The 20,730-nt window shown below is 72.4% G+C and carries 14 protein-coding genes and 1 riboswitch; of the genes, 6 read left to right on the top strand and 8 right to left on the bottom strand.

What is annotated here, in order from left to right:
• Positions 1-144: 144 nt before the first annotated feature.
• A complete protein-coding gene (locus HCC61_RS06680; protein ID WP_169134570.1) occupies positions 145-792 on the bottom strand; it encodes a response regulator transcription factor in 648 nt (215 codons plus the stop codon).
• Between the two features lie 146 nt (positions 793-938).
• Positions 939-2,363, bottom strand: a complete 1,425-nt coding sequence (locus tag HCC61_RS06675; RefSeq protein ID WP_240968664.1) for an ATP-binding protein — start codon at positions 2,361-2,363, stop codon at positions 939-941.
• 482 nt (positions 2,364-2,845) lie between these two features.
• Between HCC61_RS06675 and HCC61_RS06670 the strand changes: the two genes are divergently transcribed.
• Both HCC61_RS06670 and HCC61_RS30095 read left to right on the top strand, forming a co-directional pair.
• Positions 2,846-4,717 carry a PspC domain-containing protein gene (locus tag HCC61_RS06670; protein ID WP_169134301.1) on the top strand — a complete coding sequence of 624 codons (1,872 nt, stop codon included), beginning with the start codon at positions 2,846-2,848 and terminating at the stop codon, positions 4,715-4,717.
• The gene (locus tag HCC61_RS30095; RefSeq protein WP_206322149.1) at positions 4,714-5,094 is read left to right on the top strand and encodes a hypothetical protein; all 381 of its coding nucleotides are present in this window, start codon (positions 4,714-4,716) and stop codon (positions 5,092-5,094) included. The genes HCC61_RS06670 and HCC61_RS30095 overlap by 4 nt, the downstream gene beginning before the upstream one ends.
• Positions 5,095-5,249: 155 nt before the next feature.
• Here HCC61_RS30095 and HCC61_RS06660 read toward each other — a convergent pair whose 3' ends face one another.
• Both HCC61_RS06660 and HCC61_RS06655 read right to left on the bottom strand, forming a co-directional pair.
• Positions 5,250-5,795, bottom strand: a complete 546-nt coding sequence (locus HCC61_RS06660) for a TQO small subunit DoxD (RefSeq protein WP_169134300.1) — start codon at positions 5,793-5,795, stop codon at positions 5,250-5,252.
• Positions 5,796-6,111: 316 nt separating this feature from the next.
• Positions 6,112-7,554 carry a hypothetical protein gene (locus HCC61_RS06655; RefSeq protein WP_169134299.1) on the bottom strand — a complete coding sequence of 481 codons (1,443 nt, stop codon included), beginning with the start codon at positions 7,552-7,554 and terminating at the stop codon, positions 6,112-6,114.
• Between the two features lie 333 nt (positions 7,555-7,887).
• Between HCC61_RS06655 and HCC61_RS06650 the strand changes: the two genes are divergently transcribed.
• Both HCC61_RS06650 and HCC61_RS06645 read left to right on the top strand, forming a co-directional pair.
• Positions 7,888-9,093, top strand: a complete 1,206-nt coding sequence (locus HCC61_RS06650; RefSeq protein WP_169134298.1) for a cytochrome P450 — start codon at positions 7,888-7,890, stop codon at positions 9,091-9,093.
• A gap of 91 nt (positions 9,094-9,184) precedes the next feature.
• Positions 9,185-9,538, top strand: coding sequence for a hypothetical protein (locus HCC61_RS06645; protein WP_169134297.1), 354 nt, complete (start codon positions 9,185-9,187; stop codon positions 9,536-9,538).
• A gap of 120 nt (positions 9,539-9,658) precedes the next feature.
• On the opposite strand, the gene HCC61_RS06640 is transcribed toward HCC61_RS06645, so the two are convergent.
• The gene (locus HCC61_RS06640) at positions 9,659-10,768 is read right to left on the bottom strand and encodes an NlpC/P60 family protein (RefSeq protein WP_169134296.1); all 1,110 of its coding nucleotides are present in this window, start codon (positions 10,766-10,768) and stop codon (positions 9,659-9,661) included.
• Positions 10,769-10,775: 7 nt separating this feature from the next.
• Positions 10,776-10,960, bottom strand: a riboswitch (cyclic di-AMP (ydaO/yuaA leader).
• A 216-nt stretch (positions 10,961-11,176) separates the two neighbouring features.
• Here HCC61_RS06640 and pcrA point away from each other — a divergent pair.
• Complete coding sequence (gene pcrA, locus HCC61_RS06635) at positions 11,177-13,846, top strand: DNA helicase PcrA (RefSeq protein WP_169134295.1); 2,670 nt, start codon at positions 11,177-11,179, stop codon at positions 13,844-13,846.
• 109 nt (positions 13,847-13,955) lie between these two features.
• On the opposite strand, the gene HCC61_RS06630 is transcribed toward pcrA, so the two are convergent.
• Positions 13,956-15,740 carry a M23 family metallopeptidase gene (locus tag HCC61_RS06630; protein ID WP_346777059.1) on the bottom strand — a complete coding sequence of 595 codons (1,785 nt, stop codon included), beginning with the start codon at positions 15,738-15,740 and terminating at the stop codon, positions 13,956-13,958.
• Between the two features lie 811 nt (positions 15,741-16,551).
• On the opposite strand from HCC61_RS06630, the gene HCC61_RS06625 reads away from it, so the two are divergent.
• Positions 16,552-16,962 (top strand): cobalamin B12-binding domain-containing protein, encoded by a 411-nt coding sequence (locus HCC61_RS06625; RefSeq protein ID WP_169134294.1) that lies wholly within the window; start codon positions 16,552-16,554, stop codon positions 16,960-16,962.
• A gap of 249 nt (positions 16,963-17,211) precedes the next feature.
• On the opposite strand, the gene HCC61_RS06620 is transcribed toward HCC61_RS06625, so the two are convergent.
• Both HCC61_RS06620 and HCC61_RS06615 read right to left on the bottom strand, forming a co-directional pair.
• Complete coding sequence (locus HCC61_RS06620; RefSeq protein WP_240968513.1) at positions 17,212-19,086, bottom strand: DUF5691 domain-containing protein; 1,875 nt, start codon at positions 19,084-19,086, stop codon at positions 17,212-17,214.
• The gene (locus HCC61_RS06615) at positions 19,023-20,621 is read right to left on the bottom strand and encodes an SWIM zinc finger family protein (RefSeq protein ID WP_169134292.1); all 1,599 of its coding nucleotides are present in this window, start codon (positions 20,619-20,621) and stop codon (positions 19,023-19,025) included. The genes HCC61_RS06620 and HCC61_RS06615 overlap by 64 nt, the downstream gene beginning before the upstream one ends.
• Between the last annotated feature and the right edge of the window lie 109 nt (positions 20,622-20,730).

Raw genomic sequence — 20,730 nt, 5'->3', positions numbered from 1 at the left:
ATCCTCCGTCATTGTGACGATGGCCCGCAGCCGAAACCAGAGCAAGTGTGCGGTACACCAGCCCCGGCCAGGTCACGGGGCCTCCGGCCGACGGCCCGGTCCCCGGCGAACCGGACCACCTCGCCACCCGGGGCCCGGGCCCGGTCAGACGAGGCGGCGAGCGGCCGCCCAGCGGGTGAGTTCGTGGCGGTTGGAGAGCTGGAGCTTGCGGAGGACCGCGGAGACATGGGACTCGACGGTCTTCACCGAGATGAAGAGCTGCTTGGCCACTTCCTTGTACGCGTAGCCGCGCGCGATCAGGCGCAGCACCTCGCGCTCGCGCTGGGTGAGGCGGTCGAGGTCCTCGTCGACGGGCGGGGCGTCGGTGGAGGCGAAGGCGTCCAGGACGAAGCCCGCGAGGCGGGGCGAGAAGACGGCGTCGCCGTCGGAGACGCGGAAGATCGCGTCGACCAGGTCGGTGCCGGTGATGGTCTTCGTGACGTAGCCGCGCGCGCCACCGCGGATGACGCCGATGACGTCCTCGGCGGCGTCGGACACGGACAGGGCGAGGAAGCGCACGGGGGAGTCCGCGGCACCCGTCAACGAGGCGCTGCGCCGCAGCACTTCGACCCCGCCTCCGCCCGGCAGGTGCACGTCGAGCAGTACGACCTCGGGGCGGGTCGCGGCGATGACGGAGACGGCCTGCTCCACGTCTCCGGCCTCGCCGACGACGTCGACGCCCGTCTCGTCGGTACGGCCGATCTCCGCCTGGACGCCCGCGCGGAACATCCGGTGGTCGTCGACGAGGACCACGCGGACGTGGCGTGACCCGGGCTGGGCGGGGCCGCTCGGGCCGGCCGTTCCGCCCGTGCCTGCCGTATCGCGGGTGTCCGGCGTCCCTTGCGGGCCTCCCGCCGGGTCCGGGCCGCCGTCTCCGGTGGTGCCTGCTGTCTCGTCCGTCACGACTGGGCCGCCCTCTCCATTTCGAGCTCCACCTCTGTCCCCTCGCCGGGCGTCGACCGCAGCCTGGCCGTACCCCCGTGGCGCCGCATGCGTCCGACGATCGACTCGCGCACGCCCATCCGGTCCTCCGGCACCGAGTCCGGGTCGAAGCCGGGCCCCCGGTCGCGTACGGAGACGAAGACCGTGCGGCCCTCAACCTCCGCGAAGACCTGGACCGCTCCTCCCACGAGGCCTCCGGGACGGGCGGCGCCTCCCCCCTGACCTCCGGCGGCGGCGTCCCCACCGTACTTCGCGGCGTTCACCATCGCCTCGCGCGCGGCCTGGATCTGGGCGTCCAGGCCCTCGTCGAGCGGGCAGTCGCCGACGCAGACGACCTCGATCGGCACGCCGTGATGGTCCTCGACGTCCGCCGCCGTCGCCTTGACCGCTTCGGAGAGGGTCCGCGGCTTCTGGTCCTCCTCCTTGCCGTATCCGTGCGGCTTGTAGAGCCAGTTGCGCAGCTCGCGCTCCTGGGCACGGGCGAGGCGGGCGACTTCGCGGGGATCGTCGGCGCTGCGCTGGATGAGCGTGAGGGTGTGCAGCACGGAGTCGTGTACGTGGGCGGCGACTTCGGCCCTTTCCTGTGCGCGGATGCGCATCAGCCGTTCCTCGGAGAGGTCCTGCATCATCCGTACGAGATACGGACCGGCCAGCAGCGCGACACCGACGAGCACGGCCATCGCGGCCTGAAGCACGGGCCCGAGGCTGCTCGCCGAGCCCTGCACAACGACGATTCCGCTGACGCCGACCGCCACCAGCACCACGCCGGCCGCGCTGCGCGCGATCGGCACGAGACCGCGGCGGCGGGTGACCTCGGCCCAGTGCGCACGGCGGGCGTCGTCGGCCTGGCGCCAGACCAGTACGACCCCGAGACCTATCAACAGCACCGGCCACACATAGGTGTTGACCCGTCCCAGCTGGAGGTTGTCGGCGATCACGCCCGCGCCGACGAGCAGGGCCAGTACGGCGAAGAGCTGACCCTTGTCGGGCTTGCGCACGCGGAGGCGGGACCAGACGTCCCCCTCCTCGTCCTCGTGCCCGTTCCCGTCCCCGTCTTTCGGTCTACCGGCGGTGCCGGGGGAGGCCGGGCCGGTGGACTTGCGGTTGCGGCCGGTGCCCCGGGTGCCGGGGCGGGTGGCGTCCGCGGTTCCCGTGGCGGTTCCGGTGCCGGGGCCGCCGACGCCGCCGGTGGCGACGCCGCTGGTGCCCAGCGGCACGACGAACCAGAACGCCGCGTACAGCAGCACCCCCAGCCCGTTCGTCACGGTGAGCGCGATGAAGACGATGCGCACCCAGGAGACGGGCAGCCCCAAGTGCCCTGCCAGGCCCCGCGCGACGCCCCCGAGCATGCGGCCCTCGGCACTGCGGTAGAGCTTGCGCAGCGGGGGCGGAGAGGCATCGTCGTCGGCGGGGGGCGGGCCTCCTCCTGGATGCTGCCCGCCCGGCTGGTCCCCGTGGCCTGTCCCTCCAGGGGGGACACCGGTTCCTCCAGGGGAGACGCCGGTTCCGCCTGGGGGGACGCTGGTTCCTCCCGGAGGGAAGCCGGTTCCGCCTGGGGGGAAGCCCGCGGCCGCGTGCGCGGCGCCGGAGCCCGTGCCGGAGCCGGAAGCGGTCGGGGAGGCGGGGGTCATGGACCGATCGTCACACGTTCGTGGGGGGTGAGACATCAGGGTGGACCCTGATCCTCCCCCTTGCCTGCGCAGGGATCCCCGTCCCGTACGCGGCGGCATATGGCCGCATACGGCTGTGGACGGCCGAGGCGGGACCGGTCGCGGGACCGGTCGCGGAAAAGGGCCGCTATTCAGGGTCCTGTAGGGGACGGGCCCCGATGTGGCGTACGGGAGCGGCGCGACACCATAGGCGCATGACCGAGGACGACGAGCGGGCACCGGAGGGCGGCGACAGCCGGGGTGCGCGCGGCGGTGGGGGCGGCGACGGTGATCGCGGCACCGGAAGCGGCAGCGGAAGTGGTGATCGCAGCGGCGACGGTGATCGCGGCAGCGGTGACGGCGACCGTGACCGTGACCGTGATGAGGGTGCTGCCGCCGACGCCGGTACGGATGCCGGTGCCGGTACGGGTGCTGCCGCCGACGCCCGTGCCGGCGGGGGCACTTGGGCCGCGGCGGGCCCCGGCACCGGATCGGGCCCCGGCACCGGATCGGGGACCGGTGCAGGCTCGGGTGCGGGCACCAACGCAGGCCCGGACTGGGGAGCCGGGGCGGATTCCGGCACCGATGGGCGCACACCGCCGCCCGCCGCGCCCCGCCTCACGCGCAGCCGCCGTCCCAAGGTCGTCGCGGGCGTGTGCTCGGGACTCGGCCGCCAATTCGGCCTCGACCCCGTCATCTTCCGAGTGCCGCTGGTCGTTCTCTCCGTCGTCGGCGGGCTCGGACTGGTCTTCTACGGCGCCGCCTGGCTGCTGATCCCCGCCGAGGGCGAGCGGCAGAACGAGGCACGGTGGCTGCTGTCGGGCCGCGTCGAGGGCACGACGCTCTCCGCGATCCTCGTGGCCCTCGTGGGCTGCGGTCTCTTCCTCGCCTCGCTCGGCAGCCGCAGTACGCCCTTCTCCCTGCTGCTCGTGGCGGCGGTCGGCGGCGCCGCGTACTGGTCGCACCATCGCCGCGAGGCGGAGGCCGCCGAGGCCGTCGGCGCTCCGGTCGACCCCACCACGGCGCACGCGGTCGCAGATGCGCCCCCGGAGACGCAGGCACCGCCCGTACCGGCGACGCCGTCGTGGTGGCGCGAGCCCCTGACGAAGGACGGCGCCGGCGCCCCTCACGACACCGGATACCTGTGGGGCCCGGAGGACGCGGAGACCCCCGCGGACGTACGCGGGGCGGCGCCCGGCCGGTTCCGCAGGCGTGGCGGCGGCGCGGTCCGTGTGGGACGGCGGCGCGAGCGTTCCTTCGGCGGGCTCGTGGCGCTGCTGGCCTCGGCGGCGGCGCTGGCGGGAGCCGCTCCCGGCTGGGAGTCGCGGCCGCTCGGCACGAGCCTCACCGTGGGACTTGCCTGTGCGCTCGCGGTGTACGGGCTGGGTTTCGTCGTCGGCGCGTTCGCGGGGCGGATCGGTTTCGGCACCGTGTTCCTGGCCGTGGTCACCGCCGTGATGCTCGCGGGCGCCTCCCTGATCCCGAAGAGCATCGGCACCGACTGGCGCGAGGTGGCATGGGCACCGGTCTCCGCCGGGGACGTGGCCCGCACGTACGAACTCGACGGCGGCGCCGCCGAACTCGACCTGAGCGAGATGCGCTTCGGCGACGGCCGCAAGACCGTGCGCACCGAGGCGCGCGTCGGCATCGGCGCGCTCAAGGTGATCGTCCCGAGCGACACCCGCGTCGAACTGGCCGCGGACCTCACCGCAGGCGAACTCCGGCTCCCCACACCGACCGACCCCGAGGGGGAGCACTTCGTGGTGGAGCGGTCCGGCGGCTTCCACAGGCATGAGCACTGGTCGCTGCCGGCCGCCGGTACGGGGGCCGGTGCGGAGGACGGCAAGGAGGACGGCAAGGACAAGGAGGAGGGAACGCTGAAGCTGTCCGTGGACATGACGTTCGGGCAGGTGGAGATCGTGCGGCTGCTCCCCACCGGCGTACGGACCGACCACCTGCCCGCGATCACCGGCCCCCACGGCGAGGGTGCACGGATCCACGAGGGCGGTAAGGCCGCTGAGAGCGGCAGGAGCGGCGGGGTCCGCAACAGTCGAGAGGCCCCCGAGAGTCATGAGGTGCGCCCGTGAACCGGCACCGTTTCGAACCGTCCCGACTGCTCCTCGGCCTGCTGCTGGTGGGCACGGCGCTGACGTACGCGATGGACGCGCTGGGCGAGTGGCGCGTACCGGTATGGGCCCTGCTCGCCCTGGTGCCGCTGTCGCTGGTGGCGGCGGCCTTCGTGGCCTTGCTGACCTTCGCCGTGCGGCGCGCGGTGCGGCGGCGGCAGCGAGCGTCGGCGCGACGCGAGCCGCTGCCGGTTGGGGCGCCCGTGGGGACGCCGGTGGACGAACCACGCGACGGATACGAGCAGCCGGGCGGAGGCGGTGGCCGGACGGCCGGTGAGGGGCCCGGAGAAGGGGAGCCCGGCGGTGGGCGTTCCGACGTCAACGGCGGGACCACGTAGACGAGTTGAGGACGAAGCGAGGGCGGGGCCCCGCCTGGGGGTGCTGTGCACCTCCGGGCCGGGCCCCGCCTCGTAACAGAATCTGTTATCTGTCAGCTGTTATCTGTCATCCGGTATCTGTCAGCCGTCAGCCGTCAGCCGTCAGCCGTCAGCCGTCAGCCGAAGATGTGCCTGCCTTTTCGCCTGCGCCGTTTCGAGAAGGCCATGTCCAGTGAGAACACCGAAGCGCCCGCGAAGATCAGCGGGACCCAGGCCATCATGTACGGCAGGTCGTTGCCGTAGTAGTAGGGGTCGCTCTGCCAGCTGACCGTCAGCCACAGGCTGAGCGAGATCAGCATGCCGCCGAGAGCGGCGAGGCGTGTCCACAGACCCACCAACGCCCCGAGCCCCGCGGCGATTTCACCGGCGGCGATGGCTATGCCGAACGCCTTCGGATTGTTCTGCGCCAGGTCGATCATGGCCGGTATCGCCGCGGCGTCGTGCGACGACTCCAGCACGGTGGCCAGCGAGTCGCCGCCCTTGCCGGACAGGAACTCCTTGTTCAGGACGAGTTTGTCGAGACCTGCGTAGATGAAGGTGATGCCGAGGAAGAGGCGGAGCGGAAGCAACGCGTACTTCGACGCTCGCGCCCGAAGGCTGCCCGGGGGACCGCTGACCGGCACGTCGCCGCCGACCGCCCTGGTTTGATCCGCCAGAGACATGACACGTCCCACCTTCCGTAGTTGCCGCCTCTGCCGCATGTACGTTCGGCTTGGCTGGAGTCGGGTCGCTACGGTACGCGGCCAGGGCCGCACGTACACCCCGTCTGAACGATCCAAGTCACCAACCGCGTGACCAGGACGCCCACGACGAGGGCACATTCGTCACAGAAGGGGCGAACGAGGCGTCGAGGCGGGCGTTGAAGCGGGTGCCCCACCCGCACCACCGACGCCCCCGGTCACTCGTCGGTCACCGCCCCCGTCACTCACCGGCCCCCGTCACCCGCCGGTCACCGGCCGCCAGGCCGCAGCCCGCGCCTCAGTCGGCGACGTCGATGGGATAGCGGTTGGTCTCCACGCCCGCCGCGGTGACGACCTGGACGTCGACGCGTCCCGGCTCGACCTCGACGGGGACCGGCACGGTGAGCGTGGCGTCCGCGGGGTTCGCGAAGCCGCCGGGCGCCGGGATCAGCGGCACCGGCACGTGCACCGCCCCGACGCGGACGACCATCCGGGAGAGCCGGTCCGGATCGGCCGCGCCCGCCGGCACGAAGCCCGCGCCGCGGATCTCGATGTCGTCGCCGGTACGGATGGGGGCGTGCAGGTCGCCGATCTCCCTGGCCCGTACGACGGACAGCACCACGGGTCGCCCGCCCTCGGCGTACTTGCCCGTCAGATACGTGGCCGCGGAGATCACGACGAGCAGGGCGAGTCCCCAGGGCAGATCGGGCAGTTGGTCGGGCTGCCGTGCGAGCCGTACGGCCGCGAACACCACGGCGACCCCGCTGACCAGCACGTACTGCACGTCGCAGAAGGAGCCGCGTCCCGCGTCGTCGGTGAGCAGGTCGGAGGCGCGGGGCCGGTCGGCGCGCACCTTCTGGAGGCGCTGGTGCTGCACGCGCACGGTGACGGTGCGGCTGACGAAGACCGCGATGGCGCAGCTCAGCGCGAGCACGGTCAACAGCCCGGCGCCCCTGGAGAGTTCGAGCCCCTCGATGAGGGCACGGCGCTCGTCCTGGCCGGAGCGGCCCGCGAGTTCGAGGGCGAGGACGAGCACGTCGTAGACGGCGAGCACCACCCAACTCCCTGCGACCGTACGCGAGGTGGAGAGCCTGTTGTCCTCGCCGATGAGGGGGGCGAGGGCGCCGCCGCGCGTCCTGTGCAGATGTGCGGCGAGCGTGAAGACGCCGGCCGAGGCCACGGCGGCGATCAGCGACGCGGTGCGCGCGGCCGTCCAGCCGACGAACAGCGCCGTGAGCAACTGGCCGACGAGCAGCGCCCCCACGGCACACCACACGGCGGTGACGGTGTGCCGCCACAGCGACTCCAGGCGCATCGTGCCCTCTTCGCGGGCGCGTTCGGAGACCGTGCGGGCTGCTCGCGTCAGCTCGTCGGAGACCCACTGGCGCGTGGCGCCCGGCGAGTGGGCGAGGGCGGCGGGCAGGCCCTCGCCGGCGGCGAGTTCCTCGCGTCGGCGGCGGAAGTCGTCCAGGGCGCGCCGGTGGCCCTCGCGTGCGCCGTACGGGCAGTCGCCGCAGGTGCAGCTGGTGGGGTGGGCGTCGGAGGCGCTCTTCTTCGAGGTGCCGCCCGGGTATGTGCGCGAGCGGGAGCCCTGCCCGTCGCCCGAGCGGGCGCCGGCGCCTGAACGTGCGTCCGTGGCGGCGGACTTCTGCGACGGAACGGCCTCTTCGCTCGTGCCGTTTCCGCCGTCGTCCTTGCCGCCGTCGCCGCTCGCGCCGTCCCGTGCCGTGTCCACGGCCACTGTGCAACCCCGCCTTTCAAACACCGTTCGTGAAAGGCGCATTGTGCCCTACTGGCGCGGTGCCGGCGGCGGCAGGGGCCCCCGGTCACCCGGCTGTGTGAGAAGCGGGAACGCCGAGTGGACAAAGGGTGTTCGCAGGGCCCGCCGTCCTCTCCGGCCGCCCCCGCGGGGCCTGTTCTCAGCCTCCCGTGCAGCGGTCCGCGCGGTCCGTGGGACCCGGCAGCGCAACGGCCGTACGGCACCGCGGAGTTGCAGACATTCGTCCGAAATCGAGGTTCTTCCGCCGTGGCCCCGGAGGTTAGCGTGCACGGGACTTCGACTGGGGGGACCACCATGGCGGCCGACGGCATCGTCGAACTGACCGAGCTCAGCAAGGACTTCGTACGCGACCCCTACCCCGCCTACGCCGCGCTCCGCGCCGAGGCGCCCGTACACCACGTGCGGACCCCCAACGGCGACGAGCTGTGGCTGGTCGTGGGACACGAGGCGTCGCGCAGGGCCTTCACCGATCCGCGGATCAGCCGGGCCTGGCTCAGGTACGGGAACGAGGAGCAGATCGCCCGTACGAGCGCGTCGCGGCTCGTGCACCGGCACATGCTGATGTCCGATCCGCCCGACCACACCCGGCTGCGGCGGTTGGTGGCCGGGGAGTTCACACCGCGTCGCGTCGCCCGGCTCGCCCCGCGGATCCAGCAGATCACCGACGAGCTGCTGGACGACATGACGGCCGGAGAGGAGCGCAGGGCCGACCTCGTCGACTCCCTGGCCTTCCCGCTGCCGATGACGGTCATCTGCGAACTGCTCGGCGTGCCCGAGCTGGACCGCACCGTCTTCCGCGGCTGGTCCAACGCGATCGTGGCGCGCAGCGATCCCGAGGAGATGCAGCGCGCGTACGAGGAGATGCCCGTCTATCTCGCCGAACTGATCGAGGCCAGGCGGGCCGATCCGGGTGAGGACATGTTCAGCAAGCTGATCCACACCGTGGACGAGGGCGGCGACCGGCTCTCCGCCGACGAACTCGTCAGCATGTCCGTGCTGTTGCTCGTCGCCGGCCACGAGACGACGGTGAACCTCATCGGCAACGGCATGCGGGCGCTCTTCGCCCACCCGGATCAACTGGCCGACCTGCGCGCCGACTTCGGGCTGCTGGACGGCGCCGTCGAGGAGATGCTGCGCTACGACGGGCCCGTGGAGACGTGCACCGAGCGGCTCGCCGTCGAGGACGTGGAGCTGGGCGGGGTGACCGTTCCGGCGGGTTCGACCGTGCTCATCGCCATGGCCGACGCCGACCGCGACCCGGAGCGCTTCAAGGACCCGGACCGCTTCGACATCCGCCGCGACGCACGCGGACACATCGCCTTCGGGCACGGGCTGCACTACTGCCTGGGCGCGCCGCTGGCCCGGCTGGAGGGCCGGATCGCGGTCCGTTCGCTGCTGGAGCGCTGCCCCGATATCGCGACGGACGCCGACGAGGCCGAGCTCCCGTGGATGCCGGGCATGCTCATCAGGGGAGTCAAGCGCCTGCCGGTCCACTGGTGACGTGACGCCCGGCGCCCGCGGTGCGAGTGCCCGGCGGACCGGCCCGCCCCGCCCCGGTCCGCCCGGGGGCCCGTCGCTAGGCTCCCGGTCCATGGACGTACTCATACATGTCTTCGTCGGGCTCCACGTCGTCGGCATCGCGGCCCTGCTGGGCGGCTTCTTCTTCCAGATGAAGGCGATGCGTGCGGACGAGGCGCGATTCGTGCCCGGCATGCTGCACGGCGCGCTCACGATGCTGCTCACGGGCATGGTCCTCGTCGGCCTCGACCACGCCGCCGGCGACCCGGCGAACAACGTCAAGATCGGCATCAAGCTCGCGCTGCTCGTGGTGATCCTCGGGCTGGTGTACGTGAAGAGGGACGAGGAGAAGGTCCCCTCGTCCCTCTTCGGCACGGTCGGCGCGCTGACGACGGCGAACATCTTCATCGCCGTCCTGTGGACGTGACGACGAAGCCCTGAAGACGCCTTCGCCCGCGGAGGGTTGAGCCGCCGTGCCCGCCCTGCCCCCGGGCCCGGCTCCGCCCGGCCGGACGCGTGACCGCCGCGCCCGCCGTCCCCGCTGCCGTCAGCCGGGCCGAACCGCCGAGTGGTAGGGCATGTAGCTGACGTTCTCGTATGTCACGTCCGCGCCAGGCTTCGGTGCGTGGATCATCTGGCCGCCGCCGACGTAGATGCCGACGTGGCTGATGTCGTCGTAGAAGAAGACCAGATCGCCCGGCTTCATCTCGGACTTGGCGACCTTCGTGCCGACCTTGACCTGGTCCCATGTCGTGCGCGGCAGCGAGATGCCCGCGGCCTTCCACGCGCCCTGGGTGAGACCCGAGCAGTCGAAGGAGCTCGGGCCGGTCGCGCCCCAGACGTACGGCTTGCCGAGCTGTGACTTGGCGTACGCGAGCACCTTGTCCACCTGCGTGGAATGCGAACCGCCGCCCGGCCGGGAGTGGGAGCCGCCCTTGCCCTTCTCGGCGTCGTGGCGGGCCTTCTCGGCGCGCTCGGCGGCCTTGCGCGCCGCTTCCTGCTTCTGCTTCTCGATCTTCGCGAGGCGGGCCTTCTCCTCGGCCGTCAGCTTCGACAGCAGCTTGCGCGCCTCGGCGAGCTTGTCCTGGACTTCCTGCTTGTTCTTCTTCAGCGCCTTCTGGGAGGCGGTGAGCGAGGCCAGTTCGTCGGTGGCCGCCTCGCGCTTCTCCTTGGCCGCCTTCTGCTGCTTCTCGAACTCGGTGACGGCTTCCTTCTGACGGCCGCTCACCCGGTCCAGCATGTGCGACTGCTGGAAGAACTGCTGCGGGTCCTCGGTCAGCAGGAGGGTCGCGGTCTCGGACATGCTGCCGGTGCGGTACTGCGCCGTGGCGTAGTTGCCGAGGGTGCGCCGGGCGTCGTTGAGCTTCGCCGTGCGCTTCGCGGCCTCGTCGAGGGATCTGTCCGCCTTCTCCCGCTGGGCGTCCGTCTTCTCCTTGGCCTCGTTGTACTTCTGCGTCGAGGTCTCGGCCTGCTGGTAGAGCTTGTCGACCTTCTTCTTGACCTCGGAGATCGACGGCTTGTCGTCGTTCGGCGCGGCCTGGGCGCTCTGGGAGAGCAGGGAGACGGAGGCGAGTGCGGCGGTGGTGACGCCGAGTACGCCGCGCTTCGTCGAGGCGGACTTCAGTATCCGGGTGCGCGGCTTGCGGTGGGACGCCAAGACCGGCAACTCCTTCCGTGAACCGCCTACCGGGTTAGCTGACGGGTTCGGGCTCTCGGAAGGCGGCCCTACGGGTCGTGCGCGGTGCCATCCGCGGTGCGACTTCCCGATTCACCCCGGGTGCGTACTGCGGTCTCACGTGCTCCGCTGTACGCGGTGGGTCCCCGGTTCCGGCGGCGGCGCTTCCGGGAAGACCCGTGGCGCACCCGTCGGATTCGGCGGAGGCGGCCCGTGCCGACGCTTTCGCCGGACATTGGTGCGGACCGCCTGGCACGGCACCGTAGCGAGATGTGGGGCGTCTGTGAAGGCCGTTGAGTGATACGTCCGATATCTCTTCGTTATCCCCTGCCGGATCCTTGCGGGACGTGGCCGTGCGGTGTCGGAGCGGCAATCTAGACTTCTACGACGATGAGCAGCCTCTTCGACGACAGCTTTCTGGCGGACCTCGCGCCCGTGCGCGCGCAGGACGGCGTCTCTCCCGCACCGGACGGCCCGACGGGCCCAACAGGCCCCGCGGGGCCCGGAGATGGGCATACGGACGGGCTCCCGGACGACTCCGGTGGCGGCGGCTCTGGCGCCGGGGGCCGGGGCGGCCCGTCCTCCTATCACAGGGGCGGCTCGCCGCGTACGGTCGTCGACCCCGACGCGCTCCTGGATTCGATGAACGAGGCGCAGCGCGCCGCCGTCGTGCACACGGGCTCGCCGCTGCTCATCGTCGCGGGCGCCGGCTCCGGCAAGACCCGTGTGCTCACCCACCGGATCGCCTATCTCCTCGCCGCGCGCCGTGTGCATCCCGGGCAGATCCTCGCCATCACCTTCACCAACAAGGCAGCGGGCGAGATGAGGGAGCGCGTCGAGGAGCTGATCGGGCCGCGGGCGCAGTCGATGTGGGTGTCGACCTTCCACAGCGCGTGCGTGCGGATCCTGCGCCGCGAGAGCAAGAAGCTCGGCTTCACCTCGTCCTTCTCGATCTACGACGCGGCCGACTCGAAGCGGCTGATGGCACTGGTCTGCCGGGACCTGGACCTCGATCCGAAGAGGCACCCGCCGAAGGCGTTCAGCGCGAAGATCTCGAACCTGAAGAACGAGCTGATCGACGAAGAGGACTTCGCGGCCGCGGCGTCCGGGGCGTATGAGAAGACTCTCGCCGAGGCGTACACGATGTACCAGGCGCGGCTGCGCGAGGCCAACGCCCTGGACTTCGACGACATCATCATGACGACCGTCCATCTGCTCCAGGCGTTCCCGGACGTCGCGGAGCACTACAGGCGGCGCTTCCGGCACGTGCTCGTCGACGAGTACCAGGACACCAACCACGCCCAGTACATGCTGGTGCGCGAGCTGGTGGGCACGGGCGGGACCGCCGGCGGGGACGGCGGCGGGACCGGCACCGCGGACGAGGGCGACGGCCGGGGCGAGACCGGCGCTCGCGAGGACGCCGACGGCCGTGGCGAGAGCGACGATGAGACCGACGGTGAGGGCGAGGAGGTACGTCCGGCGCCGGAGCGCGCCGAGCTGTGCGTGGTGGGCGACGCGGACCAGTCCATCTACGCGTTCCGCGGCGCCACCATCCGCAACATCCTCCAGTTCGAGGAGGACTATCCGGACGCCACGACGATCCTCCTCGAGCAGAACTACCGCTCCACGCAGACGATCCTCAGCGCGGCCAACGCCGTCATCGAGCGCAACGAGAACCGCCGCCCGAAGAACCTGTGGACCCAGTCCGGCGCCGGCGCCCCCGTCACCGGATACGTGGCGGACACGGAGCACGACGAGGCGCAGTACGTCGCCGACGAGATCGACCGCCTCACCGACGCCGGCGAGTCCAGGGCGGGCGACGTCGCGGTCTTCTACCGCACCAACGCCCAGTCCCGTGTGTTCGAAGAGGTCTTCATCCGCGTCGGCCTGCCGTACAAGGTCGTCGGCGGCGTCCGCTTCTACGAGCGCCGCGAGGTGCGTGACGTACTGGCCTATCTGCGGGTGCTCGCCAACCCGGAGGACGCGGTGCCGCTGCGCCGCATCCTCAACGTGCCCAAGCGCGGCATCGGCGACCGCGCCGAGGCGATGATCGAGGCGCTCGCGCTCCGCGAGAAGATCACCTTCCCGCAGGCGCTGGCACGGGTGGACGAGGCGTACGGAATGGCCGCGCGCTCGGCCAACGCCGTGCGCCGCTTCAACGTGCTGATGGAGGAGCTGCGCACGATCGTCGAGTCGGGTGCCGGGCCCGCGACGGTGCTGGAGGCGGTGCTGGAGCAGACCGGCTATCTCGCGGAGTTGCAGTCCTCCACGGACCCCCAGGACGAGACGCGCATCGAGAACCTTCAGGAACTGGCCGCCGTGGCCCTGGAGTTCGAGCAGGAGCGCGGTGAGGACGAGCCGGGCACGCTCGCCGACTTCCTGGAGCAGGTCGCCCTCGTCGCGGACTCCGACCAGATCCCGGACGAAGAGGCGGGCGAGGAGAGCGGCGTCATCACGCTCATGACGCTGCACACGGCCAAGGGCCTCGAATTCCCCGTCGTCTTCCTCACGGGCATGGAGGACGGCGTCTTCCCGCACATGCGGGCCCTGGGGCAGACGAAGGAGCTGGAGGAGGAGCGGCGGCTCGCGTACGTGGGCATCACGCGTGCGCGCAAGCGGCTCTATCTGACGCGTTCGGTGCTGCGGAGCGTGTGGGGACAGCCCTCGTACAACCCGCCGTCGCGTTTCCTGGAGGAGATCCCGGACCAGTACGTGGACTGGAAGCGTACGGGGGCGGCCGCGGGCGGCGGTGCGAGCGGCGGCGGAGGCATCGGCTCGGGCCTCGGCGCCGGGGCGGCCATGGCCGCGCGAGGGGGCGCGGCGGGCGGCGCCGGGGGCGTGCAGCGGCGCGGCGGGCCCAGCGGCTTCGCCACGCGGCGCACATCGGACCGCCCCGTCGTCTCGCTGTCCCCCGGCGACCGGGTCACGCACGACAGCTTCGGGCTCGGCACGGTCGTCGCGGTGAAGGGCAGCGGGGACAACGCGGAGGCGACCATCGACTTCGGCGGTGAGAAGCCCAAGCGGCTGCTGCTGCGGTACGCGCCGGTGCAGAAGCTGTAAGGGCGCCGCGCGGGCCTGGCGGGCGTGAGCGCTCGCCGGTGGCCGAGCAGGGCAGCGCGCGGTGGCTGATCAGGGCAGGAAGCGTGACGTGGCCGGAACTACTCGGGGTTTACTCGGGGTTGAGGCCCTTGCCGCGCAGCCAGGGCAGCGGGTCGACCGCGTCGCCGCCGCCGGGATGCACCTCGAAGTGCAGATGCGGACCCGTGGCGTTGCCGGTGCTGCCGGAGTAGCCGATCACGTCGCCGGCCTTGAGCTGCCCGGAGCGGACCTTGATGCTGCTGAGGTGGCAGTACCAGGTCTCGGTGCCGTCCGGGCCGGTCACCTTGGCCATGTTGCCGAACGACAGGTCGTACTTGGTGGTGATGGTGCCGTCGCTCGCGGCCATCACAGGGGTGCCCTCGCTCACGGGGAAGTCGATTCCCGTGTGCACGGACATCCAGTTGAGCCCCGACTGCCCGAAAGTGGCGCTGAGGCCGTGCTGCTTGACCGGAAGCGCGAACTTGGGGCGCAGCGCCTCCTTGCGGGCCGCCTCCTTCGCCTTCCGCTTGCGCTCGGCCTCCTGCCGCGCCTGGAGGTCGAGGCGTTCCTGGGTGCGGCTGGCGCGGTCGGCGAAGTCGTCGGCGTCGGCCGAGAGTCCGGCGAGCTGCGTGTCGAGCTTCTTGTTGACCGGCTTCGCGGGGACGTCCGCGGAGGCCTGAGTCGTCGTGTCCTCCTGCGGCGCGCTGCCCGCGACGGTCGCCGCAGCGGCGGCGGCCACACCCATCACGGCGACGGACGGTACGGCGACCGAGAGGAGAGCCGAACGCCTCGGTCTCGGGGAGCGGCGCCTGCCGGGCAGATTCGCGACCCGGAGGTCCTGCTCGGGCCGCGCGTCCGGGGCGTCGGCGAGGTCGCCGTCCTCGTACCCGTCGCCGTATCCGTCTCCGTACCCGTGGTCCTCCGCGCCGTAGCCGCCGTCCTGGACGTCGTCGTAAGCGGAGTAGGACCCGGGGGCGTCGTATTCGTCGTAACCGCTGCCGCCGTCGTATCCGCTGTCGTAGCCGTCGGCGGCGGCGTACGTCTCGTATTCGTCGAACGCGGGGAGAGCGGTCGTGGCGTCGGCCATCGCGCCGGGACCGCCGTCGTGGCCGAACGCCTCGTCGCCGTACGGCTGTTGGGGCTGCTCATGGACGGCGTGGCCGTAGCCGTGGTCCTCGGCGGGCGCGGCCGCGGGATGGTAGCTGTCGTACGACTCGTACGAGTCGTACGCCTCGAAGGACTCCGCGTCCGTGTAGGCGGCGGCGCCGTCATGGCCCTGGGCCTGGGTCTGGGCCGCCTGGGCGGCGTGGCCGTAGCCGTCGTATCCGTAGGCGTCCCAGCCGCCGTCGGGGCCGGGCGCGTCCCACTGACCGCCCGTCTCCCACTGGCCGTTGTCCCACTGCGAGGCGTCCCACTGGCCGCTGCTCCAGCCGAAGTCCCCCTGACCGCCGAAGTCCCCCTGACCCGCGCCGGGTTGGGCGGAGGGGGCGGTGGTGTGGGTGAAACCGGCCTGCGTCCAGGCGCCGTTGGTGTCGTAGCCGCCGGTGCCGTACGTGCCGGTGTCGTAGCCGCCCGTTCCGTACGAGCCGTCCTCATACGTGCCGTGGCCGTGGCCGGAGTACGCGTCGTAGGTGCCGGACGCCCAGCCCGAGCTGTCCGCGCCCGGCATGGAACCGAAGAGCGGGTCCTGGTCGTAGGAGAAGTCCTGGCCGGCGAAGGCGCCCGTGGAATAGCCGTCGTACGCGGCGGGTTGACCCTGCTGCGCGTAGAAGCCGTGCGTCGACTGCTCGTACTGCCCGGCGCCGGAGGCCGCGTACGAGAAACCAGGAGAGGCGTCGACCGGGAACGAGGTTCCCGACGGGTGACTTTCGTTCACCACCAACTTCTCTTTCGCCTCGACAGCAAGGGGCGGAGCAGTGCCGTGACTGTACCCGGGGGTACGTGACGGCGACAATCTTCAACAGGTTTTAGAGCCCGGAGAAACGGGCATTCGGTGGCCTTTCGGGGCTCGGTGAACGACGATTTGGTCTTGCGTTCGATGAATGTTCGACGAACTCCCGCGAACTCCCGCGAATTCGGGGGCTCCGGACGGGGGTCTGTCGCGGCCTCCGGGGCGTATCACAGTGGTCAACTCCGGTGCGATACAAGCGTGAACGCCAAGATCCGTCCGTGGACGGACATTACTGCCGTATCGGCGCGTAACAGCCGTGCCCGGCCGGAGTGTTGAGGACTGCCGGAGCAGCGTGCGGCGGGCGGGTGCTCGCGGGGGCGCGTGGAAGCTTTCAGCCGGTGCGGGGCGAGATCAGGTTCAGTCCGGTGCGGGTCGAGCGGGAGCAACGGGAGCAATGGGAGCAAGGTGCGCGGCGTACACGGTTCCGCGGGTGCCGGTTGTTGGACGGCCGGGTGCCGGGTGGGCGGGAGCCGGACTGCCGGGTGGGCGGGGTGTGTGGTGTGCGCGGCTCGGCCGGTGACCGATGGGCGCGGCGCGCAGCGGGGGAGGACGGGGTGCGGCCGGTACTCCGCGGGCGTGTGATTTCCCCCTCCCTTCCCGGTCGGGAGCGCTTCGGTGCACGATGCTGGGGATAACGTTCGTTCACTCCGGCTTTCTTGGACGCCCTCCGCGGTGACGAAGGGCCGTCGCAGAAGCAACCCCCGAAGCGAGGGGGACCGTCGAGATGGAGGCAGTGATGAGTGTGCCGGGTCCGATCCGCGTGGTGGTCGCCAAGCCTGGGCTCGACGGTCACGATCGCGGGGCGAAGGTCATCGCACGCGCGCTGCGCGACGCGGGCATGGAGGTCATCTACACGGGCCTGCACCAGACTCCGGAGCAGATCGTGGACACCGCCATCCAGGAGGACGCGGAGGCGATCGGCCTGTCCATCCTCTCCGGCGCGCACAACACGCTCTTCGCCAAGGTGCTGGAGCTGCTGCGCGAACGGGACGCCCAGGACATCAAGGTCTTCGGCGGCGGCATCATCCCCGAGGACGACATCCCCCCGCTCAAGGAGAGCGGAGTGGCGGAGATCTTCACGCCGGGCGCGACGACCAACGAGGTCGTCGAATGGATCCGCGCGAACGTCGGACGGCTCGCCGCCTGACCCTCCCCGCGGCCTGATTCTCCCCGCGTCCCGGCCGTCCGGCCGTCCGGCCGCCCCGGGAGTGTGACCGTCGGGGGCCGTCCGGCGCCTCTCCGGCTCCTACGGTCCCGGCCCGCCCTTGCGCCGCTGCCCTCCTTGCGCACCTACACGCTCACGCGCGGCGGGGTACGCCGCCTCGCTTCGCCTCGCCCCTCGTGCTACTCACCGCACCCGGACGGGACCCGCACGGGCTCACCGTCCTCACCGTCTTCACTCTTCACTGCCCTCGCCGAACTCGTCGTGCTCGCCCCGCAGTTCGGCGAGCATCGCACCCCGCAGACGCAGCGTCGCCACGAGCCGCTGGAAGGCCTCCGCCCAGTAGGCGCCCGCTCCGGGCGAACCCCCTTCGGGCTCGTCCGGCACCGCCGCCAGCGGTTCGAGCCGTCCCGCGTCGGTGGGCGGGAGGCAGCGCTCGGCCAGGCCGAGCACCCCGCTGAAGCTCCACGGGTAACTTCCCGCGTCGCGTGCGATCTCCAGGGCGTCCACCACGGCCCGTCCGAGCGGCTCGCCCCAGGGCACCGCGCACATGCCGAGCAGCCTGAACGCGTCCGACAGGCCGTGCGCCTCGATGAAGCGCGCCGCCCATTCGGAGCGCTCCGGCCCGGGGAGCACTCCGAGCAGCCTCGCCGCGTCGCCGGCGCCCTCCTCGGGAGGGTCCGTGGGCGGCCCGATCAGCGCGCGTGACCACTCCACGTCGCGCTGGCGCACCGTGGCACGGCACCAGGCCGCGTGCAGATCCCGCTGCCACTCGTCCGCGACGGGAAGAGCGACGATCTCCCGCGGGCCACGCCCCCCGAACTGCCCCGGCCAGACGGACAACGGAGCCGCCTCCACCAACTGCCCCAGCCACCAGGCCCGTTCGCCCCGGCCCGGGGGCGGCTTCGGCACCACGCCGTCGCGCTGCATCGCCGCGTCGCACTCGTGGGGAGCCTCCACCGATATCCGCGGCGACGTGGACAGCGGGTCCGGTGCGACGTACGCACGGGCACGCGCCGCCATGCGGGCGGCGAACGCGGAACGCGGCAGCGAGCCGAGCAGCTCGGCGGCGGTCGCCCGGACCGTACGGGACCGGTCGCTGAGCGCCTGCTCCAGGAACTCCTCGTCGCCGTCGCCGAGGCTCTCGCGCAGCGAGTCGAGGAACATCAGCCGGTCCTCGGCGCGCTCGGAGGTCCATGTGCCCGCCAGCAGCGCGAGCCCGGCCGCCGGGTCCCGGCGGCGGACCGAGGCGAGCAGCGCGACCCGCTCGGCGAACAGGCCCTCGTCCCAGAGCCGCCGGACCTCCCCGCCGAGCTCCTCCGTATCGCCAAGGCCCTCCGTATCACTGGGACTCTCTGTATCACCGGGACCTTCCGTATCGGAGGTGCCGGGCTCCTGCTGTCCTGCGGGCGCGGCGGCGGGCGGTGTCGCCTGCCTCTGCCGCGGCCTTCCGTGGGGTGGTGTCCTGTGCCGCAGCGCGAACTTCCACTCGGGGTTCAGACGGGCCAGCCACATCGCGCGGGGGCCCGCGAACTCCAGCGCACCGGCACGGAGATCGGAACGGGCGCGGGCCGCGTCCAGCAGGGCGGGCAGCTGTGCTTCCGGTGCGCGGTATCCGTGCTCGTTGGCGGCGGCCAGCCACTGCGGCAGCAGCTCGGCCAGGTCCGGAGCCGTACCGCGCCGTCCTCCGCCCGCACCCGGACCTCCCGGACGGTCCGCGAGCAGCAGCGTCAGCCGTCGCGAGGCGGCGGCGGGCGGTGCGGGCCGCGGGTCCTCGGGTGCCGGATCGGGACGGGGCCCGGCGGTTGCGGGCAGCAGCCCCGCGCGGTGGCGGACGGTCTCCACTGCCGCCGCGTCCAGAAGAGCCGACGGGCTGCCGCCCGGCGGTGTGCGCCGCTCGCTCCCGAGCAGCGCGGCCGTCACCAGCTCGCCCCAGGTGACACCGCTGGTGCCCGCACCGGCCGCGGTGCCCGCGGAGTCCGAAGTGGCCACGGTGCCCGCGGAGTCCGCCGACTCCGGCGCAGACGAAGGGGAGTTCACCGGGGTCACAACGGCACCGCCTCTCGCTCGCTCCACACCGTGTACGGGGCGAAGCCCCTGTGCCCGCATTCACCGAAGACCGTGACGGGCCGCCCCCCGGAGACCGCCGCGAGTCTCCACAGGGACGCGGGCGCAGCGCCGGGGACAATGGGAAGGGCGAACTCGCCGTCGGCGTCGGCCAGTTGGCGCACGCCCGCGCTGCCACCGCCCGCGCTGCCACCGGCCGCGCCGCCACCACCGTCCGGCTCCCCGTGACCGTGACCGTGCCCGTACTCGTACGCGTCCTCGCCGAGCGTCGGCACCACGCCGCTCAGCACCGCCGGCCAGGCGTCCAGCCACGGGTCGTCGCCGAGCGCCTGCCCGTAGGAGGCCAACGCGTCGGCGACCGTGCCCCCTTCCGGCACGGGCCCGGCCGCCGGAGTCCCATGCCGCTCGCCGAGCGCGGCACGCAGCGGACGCGCCCCCGGGTAGTACGCCAGCTCCGCATCGACCGTCGAGCCGACTGTGAGGGCGTGGCCGTGCGCACGGCCACCCGCCGCGTAGGAAAGCAGCAGTGCCGGACGCCCCGACTCCAGGCCCCGGAGCCATGTGCGCCGGGCCGTCAGCCGGCCCTCCTCGGTGTCGCGCTGCGCCAGCACCAGCCATACGTCCCTGACCTGCTCCGCACCGCCCGCCAGGAGCTCCGCGGAGTCGACCGTGAGACCCACCCTGGTCCGTACGGTCGCGGCCAACGGCTCGGGGAGGCTGTCCAGCGCGAGCACGCCGCGGTCGAGCAGATGGAGCAGGGCGCACTCCGACAGCAGCCTGGCGGGCCAGCCCCCCGACTCGTACCCGGCCTGCGCGGACGACGGGCCCGAGAGCGGCAGCGCCCCCAACTCCCGTATGCGCGCGGCCAGTCCGGGCGCCTGGGCGTCGACCATGCGGGAGGCAGTCTCCTCCCACTGCGCCTGGCCGCCCTGCTCGGCGCCCGCCAGGCCCCCGCGCAGCATGTCGGCGAGGCGCTCCTCCAGCTCGGTGGCGCCGGCCGCGATGCGCCGCATACGGCGCTCGGCACGGCGCCGAGCGGCCTCCGGATCCGCCGGGCGGCGCCGCCCTCCGACTCCGGCGCCCCCGCCCGTGCCCGTGTCTCCGCCCCCGCCCGTGCCCGCGTCCGCCGCCGTACGCCCCTGCCCCGCTGCGGCCTTGCGGGCGGCACGCTCGCGACGTCCGCTGAGCCACTCACCGGCCCAGTCCGGCGGACGGTCCTCGGACTCCGCGCCCCACGCATGCGGCCAATCCTGCTCACCGGCCCACAGCAGCAGCAGTCCCAGCGCGTGCTTGCACGGGAACTTCCGGCTGGGGCAGCTGCACTGATACCCCGGCCCGGCGCCCGCTCCGCCCGCCGGGCCGCCGCCCGATGCGCCGGAATCCCCGCCGAGATCGACCACCGTGCGATACGGCCTGCTGCCGCTCCCCTCGCACAGACCCCACACGGCGCCCGCCCCGCACCCCGCCTCCGACCACGGGCCGGGCGAGGAGAGCCTGCTCCCCGCCCTGCGTGACGCGTCGTCAGGAGCGAGCGCCAGCACCTCTTCCGCCGTCCAGCGGACCCCCACACCACTCATGGTCACGACCGTACGAGCCGCCACTGACAATCGGCCGCCGCTGCGCCGGCCGTCAGGCATCACCGCAGCTCAGAGGCGGTTCCAGGGTCATTGTCAGTGGCGGGGTGCA

Origin of the sequence: Streptomyces sp. HNM0575 (assembly GCF_012726265.1) — a bacterium.
Classification (GTDB): Bacteria; Actinomycetota; Actinomycetes; order Streptomycetales; family Streptomycetaceae; genus Streptomyces.
This window is presented reverse-complemented; position numbering and strand designations above follow the sequence as displayed.

Bases quoted from the DNA above. Each gene is read 5' to 3' on its own strand.
- HCC61_RS06670 (WP_169134301.1), top strand. From the start codon at position 2,846: ATGACCGAGGACGACGAGCGGGCACCGGAGGGCGGCGACAGCCGGGGT.
- HCC61_RS06660 (WP_169134300.1), bottom strand. From the start codon at position 5,795: ATGTCTCTGGCGGATCAAACCAGGGCGGTCGGCGGCGACGTGCCGGTC.
- HCC61_RS06650 (WP_169134298.1), top strand. From the start codon at position 7,888: ATGGCGGCCGACGGCATCGTCGAACTGACCGAGCTCAGCAAGGACTTC.
- HCC61_RS06645 (WP_169134297.1), top strand. From the start codon at position 9,185: ATGGACGTACTCATACATGTCTTCGTCGGGCTCCACGTCGTCGGCATC.
- pcrA (WP_169134295.1), top strand. From the start codon at position 11,177: ATGAGCAGCCTCTTCGACGACAGCTTTCTGGCGGACCTCGCGCCCGTG.
- HCC61_RS06625 (WP_169134294.1), top strand. From the start codon at position 16,552: ATGAGTGTGCCGGGTCCGATCCGCGTGGTGGTCGCCAAGCCTGGGCTC.
- HCC61_RS06620 (WP_240968513.1), bottom strand. From the start codon at position 19,086: ATGCGGGCACAGGGGCTTCGCCCCGTACACGGTGTGGAGCGAGCGAGA.
- HCC61_RS06615 (WP_169134292.1), bottom strand. From the start codon at position 20,621: ATGAGTGGTGTGGGGGTCCGCTGGACGGCGGAAGAGGTGCTGGCGCTC.